Annotated in this window: 17 protein-coding genes; 9 read left to right on the plus strand and 8 right to left on the minus strand. The window is 66.7% G+C overall.

What is annotated here, in order from left to right; all coding sequences use genetic code 11:
- Positions 1-957, plus strand: a 957-nt coding sequence (locus VF649_RS05360) for a biotin/lipoyl-containing protein (protein ID WP_331010929.1), incomplete at its 5' end; no start/stop codon positions are given.
- Between the two features lie 46 nt (positions 958-1003).
- Here the strand turns inward: VF649_RS05360 and VF649_RS05365 are convergent.
- Positions 1004-1288 carry a CsbD family protein gene (locus VF649_RS05365; RefSeq protein ID WP_331010930.1) on the minus strand — a complete coding sequence of 95 codons (285 nt, stop codon included), beginning with the start codon at positions 1286-1288 and terminating at the stop codon, positions 1004-1006.
- Positions 1289-1328: 40 nt separating this feature from the next.
- Complete coding sequence (locus VF649_RS05370) at positions 1329-1682, minus strand: hypothetical protein (RefSeq protein WP_331010931.1); 354 nt, start codon at positions 1680-1682, stop codon at positions 1329-1331.
- Between VF649_RS05370 and VF649_RS05375 the strand changes: the two genes are divergently transcribed.
- Positions 1681-1962 (plus strand): hypothetical protein, encoded by a 282-nt coding sequence (locus VF649_RS05375; protein WP_331010932.1) that lies wholly within the window; start codon positions 1681-1683, stop codon positions 1960-1962. The two genes, VF649_RS05370 and VF649_RS05375, sit on opposite strands and share 2 nt — an antisense overlap.
- A gap of 339 nt (positions 1963-2301) precedes the next feature.
- On the opposite strand, the gene VF649_RS05380 is transcribed toward VF649_RS05375, so the two are convergent.
- Complete coding sequence (locus tag VF649_RS05380) at positions 2302-4701, minus strand: hypothetical protein (protein ID WP_331010933.1); 2400 nt, start codon at positions 4699-4701, stop codon at positions 2302-2304.
- Positions 4702-4881: 180 nt separating this feature from the next.
- On the opposite strand from VF649_RS05380, the gene VF649_RS05385 reads away from it, so the two are divergent.
- Positions 4882-5247 (plus strand): DUF4440 domain-containing protein, encoded by a 366-nt coding sequence (locus VF649_RS05385; RefSeq protein ID WP_331010934.1) that lies wholly within the window; start codon positions 4882-4884, stop codon positions 5245-5247.
- A 49-nt stretch (positions 5248-5296) separates the two neighbouring features.
- On the opposite strand, the gene VF649_RS05390 is transcribed toward VF649_RS05385, so the two are convergent.
- Both VF649_RS05390 and VF649_RS05395 read right to left on the minus strand, forming a co-directional pair.
- A complete protein-coding gene (locus VF649_RS05390) occupies positions 5297-8086 on the minus strand; it encodes a TonB-dependent receptor (RefSeq protein WP_331010935.1) in 2790 nt (929 codons plus the stop codon).
- Between the two features lie 364 nt (positions 8087-8450).
- A complete protein-coding gene (locus VF649_RS05395; RefSeq protein WP_331010936.1) occupies positions 8451-8807 on the minus strand; it encodes a hypothetical protein in 357 nt (118 codons plus the stop codon).
- Positions 8808-9050: 243 nt separating this feature from the next.
- On the opposite strand from VF649_RS05395, the gene VF649_RS05400 reads away from it, so the two are divergent.
- The 4 genes from VF649_RS05400 (at position 9051) to VF649_RS05415 (ending at position 13331) form a co-directional block, all read left to right on the plus strand.
- A complete protein-coding gene (locus VF649_RS05400; protein WP_331010937.1) occupies positions 9051-9362 on the plus strand; it encodes a hypothetical protein in 312 nt (103 codons plus the stop codon).
- 92 nt (positions 9363-9454) lie between these two features.
- A complete protein-coding gene (locus VF649_RS05405; protein ID WP_331010938.1) occupies positions 9455-11677 on the plus strand; it encodes a S9 family peptidase in 2223 nt (740 codons plus the stop codon).
- 112 nt (positions 11678-11789) lie between these two features.
- Complete coding sequence (locus VF649_RS05410) at positions 11790-12470, plus strand: DUF1013 domain-containing protein (RefSeq protein WP_331010939.1); 681 nt, start codon at positions 11790-11792, stop codon at positions 12468-12470.
- Positions 12471-12548: 78 nt separating this feature from the next.
- The gene (locus tag VF649_RS05415) at positions 12549-13331 is read left to right on the plus strand and encodes a transglutaminase family protein (RefSeq protein ID WP_331010940.1); all 783 of its coding nucleotides are present in this window, start codon (positions 12549-12551) and stop codon (positions 13329-13331) included.
- 16 nt (positions 13332-13347) lie between these two features.
- On the opposite strand, the gene VF649_RS05420 is transcribed toward VF649_RS05415, so the two are convergent.
- The gene (locus tag VF649_RS05420; RefSeq protein WP_331010941.1) at positions 13348-13950 is read right to left on the minus strand and encodes an arylesterase; all 603 of its coding nucleotides are present in this window, start codon (positions 13948-13950) and stop codon (positions 13348-13350) included.
- Between the two features lie 79 nt (positions 13951-14029).
- Here VF649_RS05420 and VF649_RS05425 point away from each other — a divergent pair, with 79 nt between their 5' ends.
- Positions 14030-14722: an ABC transporter ATP-binding protein gene (locus VF649_RS05425; protein ID WP_331010942.1), complete on the plus strand. Its 693-nt coding sequence runs from the start codon at positions 14030-14032 to the stop codon at positions 14720-14722.
- On the plus strand, positions 14719-17214 hold the full coding sequence (locus VF649_RS05430; RefSeq protein WP_331010943.1) for an ABC transporter permease: 2496 nt from the start codon (positions 14719-14721) through the stop codon (positions 17212-17214). The genes VF649_RS05425 and VF649_RS05430 overlap by 4 nt, the downstream gene beginning before the upstream one ends.
- Positions 17215-17353: 139 nt before the next feature.
- On the opposite strand, the gene VF649_RS05435 is transcribed toward VF649_RS05430, so the two are convergent.
- Both VF649_RS05435 and VF649_RS05440 read right to left on the minus strand, forming a co-directional pair.
- Positions 17354-18877, minus strand: coding sequence for an efflux transporter outer membrane subunit (locus VF649_RS05435; protein ID WP_331010944.1), 1524 nt, complete (start codon positions 18875-18877; stop codon positions 17354-17356).
- Complete coding sequence (locus VF649_RS05440; RefSeq protein ID WP_331010945.1) at positions 18870-22040, minus strand: efflux RND transporter permease subunit; 3171 nt, start codon at positions 22038-22040, stop codon at positions 18870-18872. Before VF649_RS05440 ends, VF649_RS05435 begins: the two co-directional genes overlap by 8 nt.
- Between the last annotated feature and the right edge of the window lie 8 nt (positions 22041-22048).

Raw genomic sequence — 22048 nt, forward strand, 5'->3', positions numbered from 1 at the left:
GTCTATGCCGAGGACCCGTATCGCGGCTTCCTGCCGTCCACGGGCCGGCTGGCGCGGTATCGGCCGCCGGCTGTGTCGGCAGACGTGCGCGTGGACGATGGCGTGGTCGAGGGGTCGGAAATTTCGATGTTCTATGATCCGATGATCGCCAAGCTGATCAGCTACGGACCCGACCGGCTGACGGCGATCGATGCGCAGATCGGCGCGCTCGACCGGTTCGAGATCGACGGCATCGGGCACAACATCGATTTCCTGTCGGCATTGATGCAGCATCCGCGGTTCCGGTCCGGCGTGATCACGACCGGATTCATTGCGGAGGAATATCCGGACGGGTTCGTCGGCGCACCGGCGGCGGCGGAGCTGACGTCGCGGCTGGCGGCGGTGGCCGCGCTGATCGCGACTGCGGAAGCGGACCGGGCCGGACAGATTGACGGCCAGCTGAACGGCGGCCCCGACGTACCGACCACGTGGGTGGTGACGATCGACGGAATCCCGCATGCGGTGGAGATCGAAGGCGAGCAGGTGACGGTCGACGGCACCGCGCTGGTGGTCGATGCGCGCTATGTGCCGGGGCAGCGGTTGGTAGAGGCAGTGATCGATGGTGCGACGCTGGCGATCCGGGTGACGCGCAAGGGTAACCAATGGCGATTCACGACGCGCGGCGCGAGCCATCGGATCGGCATGTTGCGCCCGGCCATCGCTGCCTTGTCACGCCACATGATCGAGAAGGTGCCGCCCGATCTGAGCCGGTTCCTGCTGTGCCCGATGCCCGGGCTGGTGACCGCGATCCATGTCGCCGCCGGCGATGCGGTGGAAGCGGGTCAGCCGCTGGCGGTGGTCGAGGCGATGAAGATGGAGAATATCCTGCGCGCAGAAAAGGCGGGAACGGTCGCGCGGGTCGATGCGAAGCCGGGCGAAAGCCTGGCAGTGGATGCGGTCATCCTGGAATTTGCGTGAGGCCGTGCCCCGGTGTGACCGGGGCACGGACGCCGTGATCAGGCGATCACTTGCCGCGAAGCGTGTTGAGGAACGCCAGCCCGACGACGCCGACCAGCGCGGCGGTCGCGAACGGACGATCGCGGGCGAAGCTGCGGGCCTTGTCGGCATAGGGCGCCACATTCTGCGCCACGGCGTCGCGGGCGGCGCCATAACCCTGCTGCACCTTGCCGGTCAGCTGATCGGTCACGCCGCTGGCCTGCAGCGACCGATCGCCGGTCAGGCTGCCGGCGCTTTCCTTGATGGCGCCGCCGAGTTCAGTGCCTTCGCCCTTCAGAGTTGCGATGCTCATAACTGATCCTTTTTCAGAACGCTGATCCAGTTCGGACGCGTTACGATCGGGGAAACGCGCGGCGGCCAAATCGTTTCCGAAAGATTCGATGGGCCGTCCGCCCTGCGGCCTGCGGCCTCCGCGCCGGCGGAATAAGGCCGAGATCGACGCCGGACAAAAAAAGGGCCGGCGCGGAGGCCAGCCCGAAAGTTTTAGGAGAGGATGCCTGAAAGGCCCGATCTTTGTGCGGTGCAGCAGGCAATTTTGCAAATGCAAAAAACGACCGGACGATTGTTGTTAGCGCAACCATGACGATCGCGACCGCATGATGGTGCATCCGCCGATCCGAATAGCCACCAATGATTCGCCAGAGGTGGGTGGAGCGCCGCGTCGGCAGCGTGTAGGCGCCGGGCATGCGCCGACCGCCGACCCTGATCATCAACCCCTTGCGCGACCCGACCGTTGCCGGCGGAACCGCCCAGATGCCGATGCTGAGCTGCTACCGCGCCTGTTACGATGCGCGGCCGTTCGTCGTGTGCCTGACAGCGCGGGCGGACGCCAAGCTGGGAATCGGTCCGGCAGGCGCGATGTCCCATACCATCCGCTCGCGCATCGAGCGGGTCGCGACGCGGATCGCGGCAACCATGCCGGATCAGGGGCAACAGGCGATCATCCTGGACGAAGGCGACCTGTAGAGGGCCTGCGGAAGCTTTTTTGCGCGAGGACCTTGTTGCAACCCATGTCGGCCCCGCAACGTCTGGGGGAGAGCGTGGTCGCTCGATCCCCCAGCTGCGGCATCGCCGTTGCCGGTCATGCCGGCGGCTCCGCTCCAGATTATGTGTCGGCCGAGCTGCAGAGGCACCCCCCTAATCCAAGCCGAGGCACAAAAAAAGGGCCGGCGCGAAGGCCAGCCCGAAAGTTTTAGGAGAGGATGCCTGAAAGGCCCGTCCCTTGTGCAGTGCAGCAGGGCATTGTGCAAGTGCGTTTTCCGCAGCCGCGATTGTCGCGGACGCATTCGACACCGGTGTCAGACATCATGATGCGCCGGGTGGGGCCAGCGTGGCGAGTAAGCCCGGCGCATCGCGTAGCCGGACGAACAAGGTGCCGGTGTCGGCGCCCGGTATGTCCAGGGTGCCGCCGGTAAACCCCTCCGGTACGATGACGGCATCGCGGAAATCGGGTGCGCGCGCGATCGCGTCGATCAGGAAGAGGTCGGACCCCGTCAGCCGGCACGGCGCGCCTGGCGCGGAACAGCCGAAGGTCGCAAGTGTGGGGCGACGTGCGAGGATCGCGAGCGGCACCCAGTCGCTCGCGACATCATCCTGGATCAGGCGAAACCGGAGCGGGCCATGAGCGGAGCCGCCCAGCGCCGCGCCCGGCGCGATCGCCGCCACCGCGACGTGATCGTCCTGGATGGTCAGGCCGTGGCCCGCCGACAGCCGGGCGGTGAACTGCTCATCGGCGGTCGCAACCTCGACCGATGCGCCGGCCGACAGGCGGGTGGTGCCACGGGTGCGGAACGAGAAGGTGAGGCGTCCATCCTGCGGCACGACGGCATCGCCCGCCAGCAGCACCGCCGGGCGGGCAGGATCGCGTGGCGCATCCACCGTGCGGGCGACCAGATCGGCGGCGGGCCGTGCGGCGGCGATGGTGAAGGCGAGCGGGCGGGCGCGCTCGTCGGCCAGCGTGATCCGTGCCGTCTTGTCCTGACCGGCGGTGAACGGTGCCGGTGGAGCGGCATCGGCGGTCAGGGCGAGGCGGTCGCCGCTGTCGGTCCGCGTCAGGGCGCCGGGGCGAAAGCCGATGCCGTCGACGGTCAGCGCCGTCACCATGTCGAGCCGGGTGCCGGCCAGCACGGCGGAGCGATCACCCGCATGGAGCGTCAGGCCGTCGATCCGGCCGGCCTCCGCCAGTGCCGTCAGGACGATGGTGTCGGCGTGGTCCAGCCCATGCTGCCGGATGACCAGCGCCAGCGTGCCGGGTGCCGCGTTGGCCAATGGCAGGGTGACGGTGATGCGGTTGGCGCCGACATCTTTCCAAGCGAGCGGTTGCAGCGTCGCCGGGTCCGAGCCGAGCGTGATCGATTCGATGCAACGGGTCGCCGGGCCTTGCAGCGTCAGCGCATTGTCGCGGCCGATGATGACGGTGGTGGCGCCGGGATCGGCCGGGACGATGCCGCCCGGAATCGGCGCCTGCAGCCGAAAACGGGGTCCGTCGAACGGGGTGAAGCCCCAGACGCCGTGGAGCGTGGCTTCCGCACTGGCGGGCAGCGCGGCGGGATCGCCGGTCAGGACGAAGCCGCCCTGGGCGGGATCGGCGCGGACCGGCACGTCGACGGTGCCGCCGCCCGGCCGGGCCGCGCGCAACACCATGTCATGCGCATAGGCGGTGGCGTAGACCAGAGCCGCACCGTCCACCGGCAGGACCAGATCGCGCCGGGCGGCGCAGAAGCCGCGATCTTCCTCCGCACGGCGGAGCGGCGGGACGTGCGGTGCATCGATGGCGGGAAGCGCCGCCACGATCACCGATCTGGGTTTGGCGAAGGACGGCGCCGCGTTGAGCAGCAGCGCGATACGATCACCCTGCGGACGGTTCAGCGCGGGGATATATTGCAGCTGGGTCGATTGAAACGCGCCGAAGATGCGCGCGAGATCGCGGACGGCGCCGATATAAGGGCTGTAATAGCCATAGCCGCCCTGCGGTGTGGCGGCGAGTTGCAGGGCGAGATCGGTCGGTGCGCCGATCAGGGTTTCGGTGATCGTTGAGCTGTGGCTGTCCGCGAGCAGCAGCGAGTCGCGGCTCTGCGTGAGGCAGGATGCCTGGACGTCCGAGGCCTGTTGCAGGCATTCGGCGTTCAGCTTGATCGCCAGGCTGCGCGTGAGCAGGGGCGAGACGGCTTCGATCCGTTCGGGATGCGTGCGTTCCAGTGCCTGAACCTGGTCCAGGAAGGTGTCGAGCCGCGCACGATCGAGCGAGGCCTGGTTGAGATCCTGCGACGCACGCACGAAGGCGCCGGGCTGTTTGCGGATGGTTTCGACGATCGCGTCATAACCGCCACCGGTTTCGGGAACGAGGAACAGCACCAGTTGGCGCGCGCCGGGCGGGACCACCAGCGTGAGCCCGTTCTTCTCCCGACGCCAGGTTTCCGCGCGATAGAACCAGGATTTCGGCGGTGGATTGGTCGCGCCGCGCAGGAAGGCTGCGATCAGCAGATAGCGGGTGCCCTGATCCGCCGGCAGATCGGCAAGGACCGATACCCGATCACCCGCGGCGAGGTTCGGCACTTGGGCGATCGGGAGCGTGGTGGAGCCGTGCGTCACGGTGACACGCAGCCCGGGGCCGGCGAGATCGAAGGGCGCCGGGCCGGCGGCGTGGATGGGCGCAGGCAGCAGGAGCCCCGACAACAGGGCAAGCAGGAGCGGGCGCAACGGCATCAGGCATCGTCCGGGTAGCATCGGTCAAGGATCAACGCACCGCGTGGCGATTCTAGGGCAAGGCGCGTGCGGGGCGGGGCGCACGTCGGCGCGCGGATTGGCAATCGACGTCGCAAGCCGTTGAAGCAAGGAACGATCCCGGCGTCCGATCCTTGATCCCCGTAGCAACAGGAGACGGTGATGGACGATGATCGCGTTTGGGCTTTCGAGGAAAGCCTGTGGACCGCCGATGCCGATCATTATCGGGCATCGATCGATCCGGAATGCCTGATGGTGTTGCCGACGCTGCCCTTCGTGATGCGGGGTGACGACGCGGTAGCGGCGGTGGCGATGACGCCGCGTTGGTCGGACGTGGCATTTTCCAAGCAGCAGATCGCGCGGCCGCAGGAAGGATTGATCGTGATTGCCTATCATGTCCACGCGCGTCGCGGGGACGAAGCCTATGAGGCGCATTGCACCTCCACCTATCGGCGGCGCGGGCATGAGGATTGGCAGGTGGTGCAGCACCAGCAGAGCCTGCCGCCGGCGACGACGGGCGACATCTGAACCACCCGCCGGGTCCCGCCGCGGCATGGCGCCGCGGCGGGGAGGATCGTCAGAGCTTGAAGGACACTTGTCCAGCGACGGTGCGGCCGTTCTTGTAGAAGGCGGTCGGACGATCGCGGGTCGCGTTGTACTGCAGATAGGTTTCGTCGAGCAGGTTCTGCGCGTTGACGCTGATCGTGATGTTCTGCGTCAGGTTGAAGCCGGCGGAGAAATCGAGCTGGCTGTAGGGCGCCACCATCTCGCGCGAGCCGAGGCGGCCGATCGTGCGGAAATAGGAGGTCCGATAATTGTAGCTCAACCGCGCCTGGAACGGTCCACTTTCAAAATAGGGAATGATGTTGACGGTGTGCTTTGATTGATAGGGCAGATTGAGTTCCGCGCCGGTCGTGTCGACCGACGAGGTCTTGCTGTCCTGGTAGGTGTAATTCGCCTGGATGCCGAAACCGCCCCAGATATCGCTCTGTGCCGAGATCAGGGCGCCATTGACAGTGGCCTTGCCGCCGTTGATCGGCCGGGAAACGCTATAGGTGGTCAGCCGGTTCTGCAGCGAGTTGAAAAGCTGCGCATCGGCCCGCGTCGTGATGATGTAATTGTCAATTTCGCGGCGAAACAGTTCGATCGCAACCAATGACCCAGCGCGTGGATACCATTCCGCAGTCGCTTCATAATTGATCGACTGGTAGGGTTTCAGGTTGGGGTTGCCGCCGCCGGCATCCAGCGTAACATCGTTCTGCGAGATCGATGCTGCCAGATCCTGATATCGTGGACGTGAGATCACCTTGGCGATTGCGCCTCGCACCAGAACCTTGGGGCTGAATTCATAGGCGATGTTCAGGCTGGGCAGGAACTTCAGATAGTCCGTAGACGTCGTTGTCGGCGTCGGGACCGGGTTCGGATTGGCTACGGTGGTCAGTGACAGAGCATAATCCGAGACGTCGCGCGTGTAGACCAGCCGTCCGCCGATGTTCCCGCGGAAGCCGCCGGCATCGAAGTTCGCCTGAACGTAGCTGGCGGCAACCGTTTCACGCACCTTCGTCGTCGCGCCGATCTTGGTCGTGAGCGGGCTGTTGATCGCGTTGGCCAAAATCTGCACCACGGCATCAGCCGGCAGATTCAGATATTTGGTCGCGTTACCGCTACCCCCGCTGCCCGAAAAGGTGCCGTCCGGCGTGGTCAGCGTTTCGACGCCGAGGCGGTCCGCGGTCTGCGAGCTGGTGAGGTAGGTGTTCACGCCGCGTCCGTCGATGCGGTTGACGTGATCGGTCACGCGCGATCCGACCATCAGTTCGGTGAACGGCCCGACTTCGATCGGAATGGTTGCGTCGTACCCGCCGAAGATATCGCGGTCGGTGGTGACGCTGTAATCCAGCCCGCCGATCTGCGCACCGTTCAGCTGGGTGCCGTTGATGATCAAGGGGCGACCCTCGATCTGCGCCGGATTGTTGTTGGGATTGGTGAAGTAGTTGGCGGGATTGGTGTTGTCGCCAGTGAAGTTCACTTCCGCCGTATCGTTCGTGAAGGCATAGCTGAACGGCAATTTGGTCTGGACGTTGAACAGATATTCCGGGTTGCGGCCGCCCCTCGCCTTGCTCCAGCCGCCGACGACCGAAAGCTTGGCGCCGTCCTTTTCATAATCGACGAACAGGTTAATGTTGTCGGTCTTCAGCTTGGTACGGCGTACCAGCGTGTCGAGCTGCGCCGCCTGGTTGGTCGCGGCGCCGAACGTGGCGGCGTTCACGACACCGTTCACGACGTTCGCGCTTTGCAGGACGTTTCCGGTCCACGCCACCGGGATGGTGTACATCGACTGGCTGTAATTATTGTAATTGCCGTCGATGTGCAGGCCGTTCAGTGTGACGGTCAGCGTGTCCGTGGGGCGGAACTGCATCGTACCCGACAGGCTCTTGCGCTCGCGCTGCTGCTGGAAATAGGCATAGTTGATGCCGAACGGCGCGACCGCCTTGATCAGGTCTTCCTTGCTCCCGCCGGTCACTGTGGCGGAGGGGCTCAGCAGAACCCCTTGGCCGGACGCATCGCGAACGACATTGCCGTTCGCATCTTTCCGGAAGAAATCGGCGCCGCTCTGATAGCCGAAGAACTCGACGCCAGCGCGGGTCAGGCTCTGCTTGTCGTAGGTGGCGGCGACCAGCACGCCGAAGGTATCGTCCTGATTCTTCCAGCTATAGAGGCCGGAACCGCGGACATTGCCCTTGTCGGATCGATCATTGTAGGAATAGCCCGCAGACGCAAACACGGAGTTCGCGGGCAGATCGAGCGGACGGCGGGTGCGGACGATGACCGTGCCGCCGAGGCTGCCTTCCTCGATCCGCGGTTCCGGCGACTTGTAGACTTCGAGGCGGTCGACCAGTTCCGGTGCCAGCAGCGAATAGTTGAAGGTCCGGCTGCTGGGATCATTGTCGTTGCCACCCCAGTCGGCCGATGCGAGCGCATGACCGTCCAGCAGCATCCGGTTGAGCGCGGGATCGGTCCCGAGGATCGCAACCTTTTCACCTTCACCGAAGCGGCGGTCGATGCTGACGCCCGGGATGTGGGACAGCGATTCGGCGACGTTGCGGTCGGGGAACTTGCCGATGCCTTCGGACGTGATGACGTCGACGACGGCGTTGGCGGTGCGCTTCACGTTGATCGAGTTGCGCAGGCTCTGGCGGATGCCGGTAACGACGATGCTGTCGCTGTCGGGTTCGGAGGCAGTGGGCGACGGCGTTTCCGCCTGTGCGGTCACGGCGGCGTCGACACCGTCATTGGCCCAAGCCGGCGCGGCCGCCAGTGCGATGATCGCCGATCCGGTGGCAAGAAGGATATGATTGCGCTTCGTCATTGAACGGTCCCTTTCCCATACACCCCCGGCAAGCAACCCGACTGGCATGAGAACGCCGAGAAACCGACGTAAAGGTCTTATATTGGACCCATGGCATACCAAGCTACGTACCGAAAAGAATGACCGATGCATGACATAGAAAATACACATTTCAAATGCGAAAGTTGCATGCTGCCCTTAACCACCCGGCAGTGCGCTTTTTTGGCAACGCCGGGCCGTTGGGCCGACTGCTCCGTCAGGAAAAATTGGTCCTATGTCTCATGGCTGTGTCTAATACCAATGATGGCGCGAGCGCCGCTACCGGTCGGTTGGCGGCCCCGTTTCGTCTACCGGACGTGCGCACATCGACGCTGCCTCGGTTGCATCAGGCGGTCATGTTCATGACGCTTTCGTAGGCGGACATGCGACCCTTGCCGCCGCGGGTGGCGCGCTGGCCGGCGACATAGGCATTGTGGCGCGACAGCATGTGGGCGGTCTGATCCTGCGGGCCGTCCGGCCGATGCGCGTCGGCGAAATCGAAGGCGGGGCGGGCATCGGCGTCGGCGCGGGGATGCGCACCATGGCCGCCGCCAATTGCGGCGGTGTCGGCGCCAGGGTGCCCCGAGCCGGCGGATCCATCCGATCCGGCCCCGCTACGCGCGGCGGGCGTGACGCGGACAAGCGGGCGGGGCGCCTGATAGGCCATGGTCCGCAACGTCGAGGACGAGATGCCTGGCAGCATGGCAGAATCCAGTCGCTGTGCATTGGTTAACGAGGTGGTAAGAATATCGAAAGGTTGGTTAAGAAAGCGTTAAAAACAGAGGATGGTTAGCAAATTAATAACACGCGCGCGATTTTTTGCAGAAATGCCGTTTCCGTAACGTCGGGGGAGGATCTTAACGGTTCGTTAAGCATCTTGCGCCATCGTGCCGCCAACAGGACTCCCGGTTGCGTACTGGTTCAGATCTTGAAGCAGGAGGTTGTTATGGGCTTTTCTCCCCACCATCCCGTCCCGGACAGCGAGTATCTGCTTGCGCGGGCCGAAGCTGAGGTCGCGCTGGCGATGGAGGCGCGCACGGAGCAGGCGGCCGAAGCGCATCACAGGCTGGCGAGCGTCTATCTGGACAAGCTGTTCGGCCAGCCCGGCGCGAGCGGGCCATGTGATCGCCGCGGTCCTTCGGCACCGAGCCCGGCGACGGTGACGAGGCAAGGCGACATCGCCCAGGGCTATGTCGTGCACCCCGGGGCGCTGCCCGAGGATGTCCGGATCGCACAACTGCTCGACCGCCTGGGATGACAGCGCAGAAGACGTAAGGGCATGCGCTTTGGTGTCTCGACGCAAGGGGTGGGCAGCGGCTAACACCGCCCCCGTTCCTGTCGGAGACCGCAATGTCGTTTCGCCTGCCGATCCTGGCCGCTACCTTCCTGTCCTCCGCGGCGCTGGCCCAGGTCCAGCCGCAGCCGCAGCCGCTCACGCTGGAGCGGGTGTTCGCCAGCCCGTCGCTGAACGGTGCGGTGCCGCGCAGCCCGAAGCTGTCGCCCGATGGCACGATGGCGACGCTGCTGCGCAGCCGGGCCGATGATCGCGACCGTTACGACCTGTGGGCGGTCGACACCAGGACCGGACAATCGCGGATGCTGGTCGACAGCCAGAAGATCGGCAGCGGCGCGGCGCTGTCCGAAGCCGAGAAGATGCGGCGCGAGCGTGCGCGGGTGGGCGGCACCAAGGGCATCGTGGATTATGACTGGGCGCCGGACGGCAAGTCGATCCTGGTGCCGATCGACGGCGACCTGTATCTGGCCGGGCTGGACGGGACGATCCGCCGGCTGACCGCGACGCCGACGTCGGAAGTGGACGCCGAGGTATCGAGCGGCGGACGCTATGTCAGCTTCGTGCGCGACCAGGACCTGTATGTGGTCGACACCGGATCGGGCGTGGAACGGCGGCTGACCAGCGGCGGGGGCGGGGCGATCAGCTGGGGATCGGCCGAGTTCGTGGCGCAGGAGGAGATGGACCGGCATACCGGCCATTGGTGGGCGCCGAACGATGCGCGGATCGCGGTGGCGCGGGTTGACGAGAGCAAGGTGAAGACGGTCACGCGCGCGGCGATCGGCGCGGAGGGTACCAAGCTGTTCGAGCAGCGCTATCCGGCGGCGGGGACGCCCAATGCCGAGGTGCAGCTGTATATCATGGCGCCGGACGGCACCGGGCGGGTCAAGGTGGACCTGGGCACCGACCCCGATGTCTACCTTGCGCGGGTCGACTGGTCGAAGGACGGCGGGTCGCTGTATGTGCAGCGCGAGAGCCGCGACCAGCACAAGCTCGACCTGCTGGAGGTGAACCCCGACACCGGCAAGTCGCGGCTGTTGTTCACGGAAACCGCCAAGACCTGGATCAACCTGAACGACAGCCTGCGGTCGCTGTCGGACGGCAGCCTGCTGTGGGCGTCGGAGCGGAGCGGGTATAACCATCTGTATCGGTACCGGCTGGGCAAATGGTCACGGCTGACCAAGGGCGACTGGGCGGTGAAGGACGTGGTTGGCGTGGATGAGGCCGCGGGCAAGGTCTATTTCCTGGCCAATCGCGACAGCGCGATCGAGCAGCAGCTGTATGCGGTCGACCTGGAGAAGCCCAAGACGCCCGTGCAGCTGACCGAAGCCGGGTGGTTCAACGGCGCGACGATGGACCGGGCGGCGAGCCACGCGCTGATCTTCCGATCCAATCCGCAGCAGCCGCCGCAGGTCTATCTGGCCGATGCGGCGGGGACGCGGGTGGCGTGGATCGAGGAGAACAGGATCGACGTCGCGCACCCCTATGCGCCCTATGTCGCCAGCCATGCGGTGCCGGTGTTCGGGACGATGAAGGCGAAGGACGGCAGCGACCTGAACTATAAGCTGCTGTCGCCGCCGCGCGAACCGGGCAAACGCTATCCGGTGTTCGTGCAGGTTTATGGCGGGCCGGGCGGCGGGCGCCAGGTGACGCGCAGCTGGGGACCGGCGATCCAGCAATATCTGGTCGATCGCGGCTGGATCGTGTTTTCGATCGACGGGCGCGGCACGCCGGACCGCGGCGCGGCGTTCGAGAACCAGATCTACAAGGCCATGGGAACGGTGGAGGTCGAGGACCAGCTGACCGGTGTCGCCTGGCTGAAGGCGCAGGATTTTGTCGATCCGGCAAAGATCGCGGTGAATGGCTGGTCCTATGGCGGGTACATGACGCTGAAATTGCTGGAGAAAGCGCCGGGGACCTTTGCGGCGGGCGTGTCGGGCGCGCCGGTCACGCGTTGGGAACTGTACGATACGCATTATACGGAGCGCTATCTGGGCAACCCGGCCACCGACGGGACCCCCTATGCGCAGTCCGACGCGCTGCCGTTCGCGACCCAGATCCGCGATCCGTTGCTGATGCTGCACGGGATGGCGGACGACAATGTGGTGTTCGAAAATTCGACCGCTTTCTATGCCAAGTTGCAGGAGGCCAAGCTGCCGTTCGAGATGATGGTGTATCCGGGGAAGACCCACAGCGTGGCGGGCGAAGGCGCGCAGACGCATGTCTGGCGGACGATCACCGATTTCCTGGACCGGCAGGTGATCGGCACGCCGGCAAAGTAGCGCAGGCGGGGCAGATCGCGCCTTGCCCTCCCGCGCGGGGGTCATTACATCGGACGCATATGCAGGCCGCTCCCCATGAGGGGGGCGGCCCTTTCTTTATCCGGAGTTTCCCATGTCCCAGCCGCTCATGCCCCATGCGACCGCATCATGGCTGGTCGACAACACCGCGCTCAGCTTCGAACAGATTGCGGCGTTTTGCGGGCTGCATATCCTGGAGGTCCAGGCGATCGCGGACGATATGGCGGCGACCAAGCTGACCGGGCGCGACCCGATCCGCGCGGGCGAACTGACGCAGGCGGAGATCGACAAGGGCCAGGCCGATCCGAGCCATGTCCTGATGATGCAGAAGGGGCCGGATCAGGTCCGCCGCACCAAGGGGCCGCGCTATACGCCGGTATCCAAGCGCCAGGACAAGCCGGACGGCATCGCGTGGATCATCCGCAACCATCCCGAAGTGTCGGACGGGCAGATCGGCAAGCTGATCGGCACCACGCGCGACACCATTTCGAAGATCCGCGACCGCAGCCACTGGAACATCGCGAACATCACGCCCAAGGATCCGGTGACGCTGGGGCTGTGTTCGCAGCGTGAACTGGACGCACTGGTGGCCAAGGCCGCCAAGGCGGCGGGGATCGAGGCGCCGACCGACACGCGGCTGGACGGCGATCGCAGCGCGTTGATCGAGGAGCTGCGCGCGCAGCGCGAGGCGGCGGCGAACGCACCGGAGGGCGGCGCCCCGGCCAGCAACCTGTTGCCGGGCGGGTTCGTGGACCCGTTCAAGCGCCGCGACTGATCCCCCGCGCCGACGAACGGGAACGACGCCGGTGGCGGCTCGTTGCCGCAGGGCTCAGACAAGGGAATACAGCCTGCGATGCGGCTCCGGATCGATGCCACTTTGGATTATCAGTTGCCGGAACCCTATGATGTCCTGCTGGCGATCGAAGCCGCACCGACATCGGACCAACGGCTGATCGAGGACGGCCTGATCGTGCAGGGTGCGGGGCCGTTGCGCACCGTGCCCGGCGAGGACGGGATCGGGCGCCGCACGCTGATGCGGGGTCTGGGCGGGCGCCTGCTGGCGACCTATCACGGCGTATTCGATGTCGAGCGGCCGGCACCGCGGCTGGAAGGCCTGGAACGGGTGGCGACACGCGACCTGCCGGGTGACGTGCTGCCGTTCCTGTGGCCGAGCCGTTATTGCGAATCCGACAAGTTCGCCGCGTTCGTCTACCGCGAATTCGCGGGTCTGGAGGGGGGCGACAAGATCCTGGCGATGGCCGATTGGGTCCATGCCCATGTCGATTATGTCATGGGATCGAGCGACGGGACCACGACCGCGGTCGATTGTTTCGTCCACCGCGCCGGCGTATGCCGCGATTTCGCGCATCTGATGGCGAGCCTGGCGCGGGCGGACGGGATTCCCGCCCGGCTGGTGTCCGCCTATGCCTGGGGCCTGGCACCGCCGGATTTCCATGCCGTCGTCGAAGTCTGGCTGAACGATGCCTGGCATCTGGTGGATGCGACGCGACTGGCGCGAACCGACGGCATGGTGCGGACTGCGGTGGGGCGCGACGCGACCGACATCGCGTTCATGACCGTGTTCGGCAGCGCGCAGCTCAACAATCAGGAAGTGCGGGTGACACGGCTCGATTGACCGCGCACCCGCATGATCAGCGCGGCAGGGCGGCGCGGACGGCGGGAAGGATGCGGCGGACGACGATGGCCACCCCGCGCGGGTTGGGGTGCATGCCATCACCCTGCAACAAAGCGCGGTTGCCGGCGACGCCATCGAGAAAGAACGGATAGAGCGGCGCGCGGTATTTGCGGGCGAGCGCGGGAAAGATCGGTTCGAACGCCGCCGCATAGGGCCGGCCCATATTGGGGGCCGCGCGCATGCCGGCGATCAGGACCGGGATGCCGCGGCGGCGGAGATCCCCGACGACCGCATCGAGATTGGCACGAGTCTGCGCCGGCTGGATCCCCCGGAGCATATCGTTCGCGCCGAGTTCGATGATGGCGAGATCGGGTTTCGCCTTCAACCCGCGCAGCACCCAGGCGAGGCGGGCGCGGCCGGCGGCGGTGGTGTCGCCCGAAACGCCGGCATTGTAGACGCGGGCGGGCACGCCGGACGCGCGCAGTGCGGCCTCCAGCCGGTTGGGGAAGGCCTGTGCCGGGGCGAGGCCATAGCCGGCGGTCAGGCTGTCGCCGAAAGCCAGGATCAGCCGGTCGGCCGCGCGTGCCGGAACGGCCGCAAGCGCGATCGTCATCAGCATGACACGCAGCATTGCTTGGAGAAGCCGAGGCCGCCGCCCATATGCCGGGTTCTTCTGGTTCATTGGATATCCTTGCCGCATGTCGACCGACCATATCGCGATCCGCGCGCGCAATGTCACCCTCGCGCTCGGCAAGGGAGAGGCGCGGGTCGAGATCCTGCGCGGTATCGACCTGGACATCGCGACCGGCGACAGCGTGGCGTTGCTGGGTGCGAGCGGATCAGGAAAGTCGTCGTTGATGGCGGTGCTGTCCGGGCTGGAACGGGCGACGGGTGGCGAGATCCTGGTCGCGGGTGCGGATTTCGGGGCGCTGGACGAGGATGCGCTGGCGCTGGCGCGGCGCGGTCGGATCGGCATCGTGTTGCAGGCGTTCCACCTGTTGCCGACGATGACCGCGCTGGAGAATGTCGCGGTGCCGCTGGAGTTGGACGGCGTGGACGATGCGTTCGCGCGCGCGGCCGCGGAGTTGGCGGCGGTCGGGCTGGGGCACCGCACCGGTCATTATCCGGCGCAGCTGTCGGGTGGCGAGCAGCAGCGCGCCGCGATCGCGCGGGCGATCGTGTCCGGCCCGGCGATCCTGTTCGCGGATGAGCCGACCGGCAATCTGGATGAGGCGACGGGGGCGGCGATCCTGGACCTGCTGTTCGCGCGGCGGCGGCAGACGGGCGCGACGCTGTTGATGATCACGCATGATCGCGCGCTGGCGGAGCGTTGCGACCGTGTGCTGGAGATGCGTGACGGACGCATCGTCAGCGATCGGCGGACGGCGTGAGCGTGGTGTGGCGGCTGGCGCTGCGCGATCTGCGCGGCGGGCTGGTGGGATTGCGGCTGCTGGCCATATGCCTGTTCCTGGGGGTGGCGGCGATCGCGGGAGTCGGATCGCTGTCGTCCGCCATCGTGGGAGAATTGCGGTCGCAGGGCCGGGTCATTCTGGGCGGCGACCTGTCGGTGTCGCTGTCCCAGCGACAGGCGACACCGGACGAGCGCGCCGCCATCGCGCGGCTGGGGCGTGTATCGGAAAGCGCGGCGATGCGGGCGATGGCGTCGCGCAGCGATGGCGCGGAGGCGGTGCTGGCGGAATTGAAGGCGGTGGACGCCGCCTATCCGCTATACGGCACGCTGACGGTCGCGCCGGGCGCGATCGTGGCGCGGCCGGGCGGCGGGCGCGTGCTGATCGCGCCGGCGCTGGCGGAACGATTGCGGGTGCGCGTCGGCGATCCGATCCGGGTGGGCGAGGCGATGCTGACCGTCGGCGGGATCATCGCGCAGGAACCCGACCGGGTGGGCGAGGGGTTCAGCCTGGGACCGGCGGTGCTGGTCGACATGGCGGGGCTGCGTGCGACTCAGCTGGTGCAGCCGGGCAGCCTGTATCGCTGGCGATACCGGGTGGCGTTGCCGGCGGGCCGCGATGCGGTGGCGGTGGGCAAGGCGCTGGACCGCGCGCATCCCGATGCGGGTTGGCGCGTGCAGGACAGCAGCAATAGCGCGCCGGGGACGCAGCGGTTCATCGAGCGGATCGGGCAGTTTCTGGCGCTGGTCGGGCTGACCGCGCTGCTGATCGCGGGGATCGGGGTCGGCAATGGCGTAGGCGCCTATCTGGACGGGAAACGCGCCGGCATTGCGACGTTGAAGACGCTGGGCGCGTCGTCCGCCACGATCTTCCGCATCTACCTGATCCAGATCGGCCTGGTGTCCGCCGCGGCGGTGCTGCTGGCGCTGGTCGTCGGCGCGTGCGTGCCGTCGCTGGTGGTGGCGTTTGCGGGTGACGCGCTGCCCGTCGCGCCGGGTTTTGCGGTGCAGGGCAAGGCGTTAACGCTGGCGGCGGTCTATGGCCTGCTGATCGCGTTCGCCTTTGCGCTGGCACCGCTGGCGCGGGCGCGGGCGGTGGGGGCGGCGTCGCTGTTTCGCGGCGGGGTGGAGCCGCGCCGGCGGCCGCCTTGGTGGGCGGTGGCCGCGATCCTGCTGGCGATCGGCGGGGTGGCGGCGATCGCGGTGGCGAGCGCGCGCGAGCCGATATTCGCCGCCGGGTTCCTGGGCGGCGCGGGCGCGTTGCTGCTGATCCTGGCGGTGCTGGGGATCGCCGTGCGGGCCATGGCGGCGCGGCTGCCGCGATCGAGGCGGCCGCTGTTGCGGCTGGCGATCGCGAACCTGCATGCCCCGGCGGCGCAGACCGACCGGCTGGTGGTGGCGTTGGGACTGGGCCTGAGCCTGTTTGCAACGCTGGCGGTGATCCAGACCAACCTGAACGCGCAGATCCGCAGCACGGTGCCGGCCAAGGCGCCGGGGTTCTTCATGCTGGATATCCCCTCCGCGGATCTCGACCGGTTCCGCACGGTCGTGGCACGGGCCGCGCCGGACAGCGCGCTGACGCTGGTACCGTCGCTGCGCGGGCCGGTGGTGGCGGTGAAGGGCGTGCGGGTGGCGGACATGAAAGCGGTGCCGGAAGGCGCGTGGATCCTGCGCGGCGACCGCGGGCTGACCTTTGCGCAGGGGCTGCCCGCGGGCAACCGGATCACCGAAGGCCAGTGGTGGCCGGTCGGCTATGCCGGGCCGCCGCTGGTGTCGATGGATGCGGAGGCCGGGCGTTTGCTGGGGCTGAAGATCGGCGATGCGATCACGGTTTCGGCGCTGGGGGTCGAGGTGCCGGCGACGATCGCGTCGTTCCGCGACATCAACTGGGACAGCCTGGGGTTCAATTTCGTGATGATCTTCTCCCCCGGTACGTTCGACGGGGCCCCGTTCAACTACATGGCGACGCTGTCGCTGCCGCCCGCGCGCGAAGCGGCGGTCAACCGGGCAGTAACGGCGGCATTTCCATCGGTCAGCCTGATCCGCGTCAAGGATGTGATCGATACGGTCGGCACGCTGCTGGGACAGCTGGCGACAGCGGTGGCCGCGGCATCCGGGGTGGCGATCGCTGCCGGGATCGCGGTGCTGGTGGGCGCGATCGCGGCGTCGCGCGCGGCCCGCGTGTATGATGCTCTGCTGCTGAAGATGCTGGGCGCACGGCGGGCGCAGGTGCTGGCGGTGCAGGCGATCGAATATGCGATCCTGGCCGCGGTCGTGTCGCTGATAGCGCTGGCGGTCGGCACCGGTGCCGGCTGGTATGTGGTGGTGCGCGTGTTCCGGCTGGAATGGGCGCCCGACTGGGGGGTGGTGCTGGCGACGCTGGGCAGCGGCGTGGTGCTGATCCTGGGCATCGGACTGGTGGGTGCGTGGCCCGCGCTGGCGGCACGACCCGCGCGGGCGTTGCGGGAGATGTGATGTCCAGACCTTGACGACAGAAAGTCGATCCACCGCTGCCTACTCCCGTTCGGTCGAGCCAGTCGAGAACGCAGCGCAGTTCTCGACAGGCTCGAACCGGACGGGTCGGGAAAGGGGTTTGACCTCAGGTCTTCCGGCTTTAGCCGGCGGCAGGCGCGGCGTCGCCGGGGCGGAGCGGCGGGGGCGGACCCAGGCCGCCGCCGAGTGCCGTATAGAGCGTGACCAGATTCTGAAGGTCGTTACCGCGCAGCACGATCAGTGTTTGTTCGGCGGCGAACAGGCTGCGCTGGGCGTCCAGCACTTCAAGATATTGCGCGACGCCGTTCTGGTAGCGGGACTCGGCCAGGCGGGCGAGCGTGCGTTGCGCATCGACCGCGCGGACCTGCGCCTCGATCTGTTCGCGCAGGTAGCGGCGGCCGGCAAGGGCATCAGCGACCTCGCGGAATGCGGTCTGCACCGTCCGTTCATAGGTGGCGACCGCGATCGTTTCGCGGGCGCGGGCCACCGTCAGGTCGCCCTTGCGCGCGCCCCAGTCGAAGATCGGCAGGGTGAGCGAGGGTCCGATGCTCCAGCCCAGCCCCTCCTTCCCGACGAGATTGCCGAGCGCGGACGAGGTGAAGCCGGCATTTCCAGTCAACGTGATCGACGGGAAGAAGGCCGCACGGGCGGCGCCGATGTTGGCACGGGCGGCGCGGAGATCCTCCTCCGCCTGCAGGATGTCGGGCCGGTTGGCGAGCAGTTCCGACGGCAGGCCGGCTGCGATGTCGCGAACGAGGCCCTGCGCGTCCAACGTCGCGGCCGGTGCGAGCAGATCTTCGTCGATCGGCTGACCGACCAGCAGCCGGACGATGTTCCGCTGCTGCGCGCGCTGGTTGCGAAGGGATGCAGCTTCGGTTTCGGCCTGGGTCAGCAACACTTCGGCCTGGCGATAATCGAGCGCGGAGGTGACGCCCGCATCGAGCCGCAGGCGGGCGATCTTCAACCCGGTCCGGCGCGAGGCGATCGTCCGATCGGCCAGGTCGGCCTGTTCCGACAGCGAACGCGACGTCAGATAGGCGGTGGCGAGATCGCGGATCAGCGACAGCCGGAAGGCGCGTTCGGCGGCGATGGTGGAGAAATAGTTGGCACGCGCCGCCTCGCTCAGATTCGCGACCCGGCCCCAGAAATCGAGTTCGAACGCGGTGACCGCGACCCCGACATTATAGGTGTTGAAGGTGAAGCCGTCGGGCGTATTGGCGCCGCCGTCGGTCGGCACGTTGGTGGCGCCGCCGGTCTGGCTTTGGATGGATGCGATACCGGTACGGCGGCGGGTCGCACTGCCGGTCAGGCCGAGTTGCGGCAGCTGATCGGCGCGCTGGATCCGGTATTGACCACGCGCCTCCTCGATCCGGGCAACCGACACCCGCAGGTCGCGGTTGTTTTCCAGCGCCATCCGGATCAGTTCACGCAAGCGCGGATCCTTGAAATAGTCCTGCCAGCCGATCGCCGTCGCCGAGATGCTGCCGCCCGACGGCGTGACTTCGGGTGGATATTCCACGGGCGTGCTGAGCGCGGGCGTGACATGTTTCGGGGCGAGGTTGCAGGCCGACAGGGCCGTGGCGGCCAACAAGGCCAGCGCGGTCCGGTTCGGCCGCGCCGGACGGGGAGAGGTGGGGTTACGCATGGGTCGGTTCCCCGTCCTGATGGTGGCCATGGCCCGTTTCCGGCGCGTGCGGCGCCTTGCGGGTCAGCCAGCGGCGGACCGCGATGTAGAAAAGCGGGATGAAGAAGATCCCGAGCAAGGTTGCGGCGATCATGCCGCCCATCACGCCGGTGCCGACCGCACGGCGGCTGGCGGCGCCGGCCCCCGTCGACAGGAACAACGGCACCATGCCCAGGATGAACGCCAGGCTGGTCATGATGATCGGCCGCAGCCGGAGCTTCACCGCCTCCATGGTGGCGTCGCGCACGCTCATGCCCTCCGCCTCCTGTTCGATCGCGAATTCGATGATCAGGATCGCGTTTTTCGCGGCCAGGCCGATGATGGTGATGAGCCCGACGTTGAAATAGACGTCCGCCGAATAGCCCCGCATCATCGTGAACAGGATCGACCCCAGCACGCCGAGCGGCACCACCAGCAGCACCGCGATCGGCACCGTCCAGCTTTCGTAGAGCGCGGCGAGCAGCAGGAACACGACCACCATCGACAGCGCGAGCAGCGCGCCGACCTGACCGCCAGCCTGCTTCTCCTCATAGGAGATGCCGGTCCATTCATAGGTGAAGCCACCCGGCACCTTTGCCACCAGCTTTTCCATTTCCGTCAGTGCATCGCCGGTCGAATAGCCGGGCTTGGATTCGCCGGAGATGGAGACCGCGGGATAGCCGTTATAGCGCTGCAGCTGCGGCGGGCCGGAGCCCCAGGTGGCGGTGGTGAACGCCCCGAACGGCACCATGTCGCCGGCGGCATTGCGGACCCGCAGGTTGAGAATGTCCTGCGGCGTCATGCGATACGGGGCATCGGCCTGGAGATAGACGCGAAGGACGCGGCCATCGCGGTTGAAGTCGTTGGCATAGGCCGAACCCGCCGCGATCGAGAGCGTGGTGTTGACGTCGCCGATCGACAGCCCGAGCGCGCGGGCGCGAACCCGGTCGATATTGACCTTCAGCTGCGGGGCCGGCTCCATCCCTTCGGGACGGACATTGGCCAGCACCGGGCTCTGCATCGCCATGCCCAGCAGCTGGTTGCGCGCGGCGGTCAGTTCTTCCTCGCTCTGGCCGTTGCGCGCCTGAAGCCGGAAGGAGAAGCCGGTCGCGTTGCCAAGCTGCTGGATCGGCGGGGGATTGAGCGTGAAGATCATCGCCTGCTTCACCTGCAACAGCGCGCCGAGCGCCTTGCCGGCCAGCGTCTGCGCGCTGTTTTCGACGCCGGGGCGTTCTTCCCACGGATGCAGCGGCGAGAAGACCATCGCGGTCGATTGCCCCTGGCCGAAGAAGCTGAACCCGCGCACGGCGATGACGTTGGCGACCTGCGGCTGTTTGTCGAAGAACGCCTGCGTCGCGCGGATCGCCTCGTCCGTCCGCTGGCGCGTGGCACCGGGCGGCGCCTGGATGACGGAGATGACATAGCCCTGATCCTCCGATGGCAGAAAGCCGCCAGGCAGGCGCAGGAACAGGATGGCGGTCAGGCCGACGAGCAGCACGAACACGCCAAGCCAGCGCAGCGGTTTGGACAGGATGCTGCCGACGCCGCGCTGATATTTGTCGGTCGAGCGCGCGAAGCGATGATTGAAGCCGTTGAAGAAGCGCTGAACGAAGCCGAAGCGCGACGGCTTCTTGTCCGGATCATGCGGTTTCAGCAGCGTGGCGCAGAGCGCCGGGGTCAAGGTCAGCGCCAGCAGCGCCGAGAAGGCGATCGACACGACCAGCGTCAGCGAGAATTGGCGGTAGATGCCGCCGGTGGAGCCGGGGAAGAACGCCATCGGCACGAACACCGCGATCAACACCAGCGTGATGCCGACGATGGCGGTGGTGATCTGGCCCATCGCCTTGATCGTCGCGTCGCGCGGCGACAGATGTTCTTCCGACATGATGCGTTCGACATTTTCGATCACGACGATAGCATCGTCGACCAGGATGCCGATCGCCAGCACCATGCCGAACAGGCTGAGCACGTTGATGGAGAAGCCGAACAGCCAGAGGCCGAGGCAGGCACCGGCCAGCGCGATCGGCACGACCAGCGTCGGGATGACGGTGGCGCGCCAGTTCTGGAGGAACAGGAACATCACGAGGAATACGAGGATCATCGCTTCGACCAGCGTCTTGATCACTTCGTGGACCGACACGGTGATGAACGGCGTGGTATCGTAGGGGATCGACCAGGCGACGTCCGCCGGCAGCGACGCCGCAAGTTCCTTCATCCGGGTCTGCACGCCCTCCGCAGTGGCCAGCGCGTTGGCGCCGGTGCGCAGCTGGATCGCCATGCCCGCCATCGGCTTGCCGTTCAGTTCGGTGCCGGTGCTGTAATCCTGCGCGCCCAGCTCCACGCGGCCGACGTCCGCCAGCGTGACGGTGGAGCCATCGGGATTGGCCTTCAGGATGATGTTCTCAAACTGTTCGGCGTTGGTGAAGCGGTTCTGGGTGACGATGGTGGCGTTGAGTTCCGTGCCCTTGGCGACCGGCTGATCGCCGAGCGACCCGCCTGCCGTCTGGCTATTCTGTTCGGTGACGGCGGCAAGTGCCTCCGCCGACGACAGCTTGTAGGTGGCGAGCTTGTCCGGATCGAGCCAGATGCGCATCGCGTAGGGCGATCCGAACAGGCGGATGTCGCCGACGCCCTGCACGCGGCGCAGTTCGTCGATGATCTGGTTCGACGCGATGTTGCCGAGTTCGATGCTGCTGGTTTCACCGCTCTTCGACGTCAGCGCCACGATCTGGAGAAAGCCGGCATTGGCCTCGCTGACCAGCACGCCCTGGCGCCGCACCTCTTCCGGAAGGCGCGCCTCGACCCGGCGGAGCCGGTTCTGGACGTCCATCTGCGCCGTATCGATGTTGGTGCCGGATTCGAAATTGACGGTGATCGACGCGGTGCCGTTCGAAAGACTGGTCGACGACATGTAGAGGAACCCCTCCACGCCGTTCAGTTCCTGTTCGATCACCTGCGTCACATTCTGTTCGAGCGTCGCGGCATCGGCACCCGGATAGGTGACGCTGATCTGCAGCGAGGGCGGCGCGACGTCCGGATATTGTTCGATCGGCAGCGCGCGCAGCGCGAGGATGCCGCCGAGCAGGATGCCGAGCGCGATGACCCAGGCGAAGACCGGGCGGCCGATGAAGAAGCGGGAGAACATGGGCCTAG

Source organism: Sphingomonas sp. (genome assembly GCF_036387535.1).
GTDB lineage: Bacteria > Pseudomonadota > Alphaproteobacteria > Sphingomonadales > Sphingomonadaceae > Sphingomonas_R.